Genomic DNA, 812 nt, shown 5'->3' with positions numbered 1-812 from the left:
GCCGGGCACGGTCGACGAGCTCGGAGGTCACCCCGAGGACGACAGCCGAAGCACGGGCCGCCTGCCGCTCCATGAGCCGGACGAACTGGGCCCGGGCCCCCGCCGCGGCCGCCGCGCGGGCCCGCGTGTGCCAGGTGACGACGAGCGGCGTCCGCCTGCCGCGCAGCGCGAGGGCCGCCAGCACGCCCGACCGCAGCCCGTGCGCGTGCACCACGTCCGCGCCGGTGCTCGCCGCGCGGATACCGGCGACCGCGAGGGCGTCCGGGCCGTTCCGCAGCGGCGAGAAGGAGGCACCGCCGATGGCCCCGGCCCCCGTGAAGCCGTACCCTTCGCCCGTGCCGCGCGGGGCGCACACGGTCACCCGCAGCCCGCGGGCGACGAGCCCCGCGGCGAGCGACCGCACGTGCGGCCCGCTGCCGGAGCCGCCCCCGCCCAGCACCTGTACGGCGTGCAGGGGTGGGCGCCCGTGCGGCGAGACGTGTGTGCTGCTCACGCGGGTGAAGCTCCTGACGCGGCGTGGGACGGGACGGACGGCGCTGCGATGGTGCGCCCAGGATGCCAGCCTCCACCGACATCCCGGCACCACCGTCTCGCAGGTTGGCCGCCTCACCTCGCCCACGCATCCGCAGATTCACTCACATAGGTGATTTCCCGCAGCTCGTCAGACTCCGGGGCCCGCGCCCCGTCAGGCCCCGTAAGGGGCGCGGGGAACTGCGCGACCAGCCCCCACCGGACCCGCGGCCGCACGCGGAGCCCAAGAGGCACCCCCATAGGCGCAGCGGGGGCCCGGGGGCGGCAGCCCCCGGCTACAA

At 77.3% G+C, this 812-nt stretch carries 1 protein-coding gene; it reads right to left on the bottom strand.

Annotated features, from left to right (window positions below):
- On the bottom strand, positions 1-493 hold a 493-nt coding region (locus K6I34_RS37610; protein WP_229332493.1), incomplete at its 3' end, for a glycosyltransferase.
- Positions 494-812 lie beyond the last annotated feature (319 nt).

Source organism: Streptomyces sp. UNOC14_S4, from assembly GCF_020740835.1.
Classification (GTDB): Bacteria; Actinomycetota; Actinomycetes; order Streptomycetales; family Streptomycetaceae; genus Streptomyces.
This window is presented reverse-complemented; position numbering and strand designations above follow the sequence as displayed.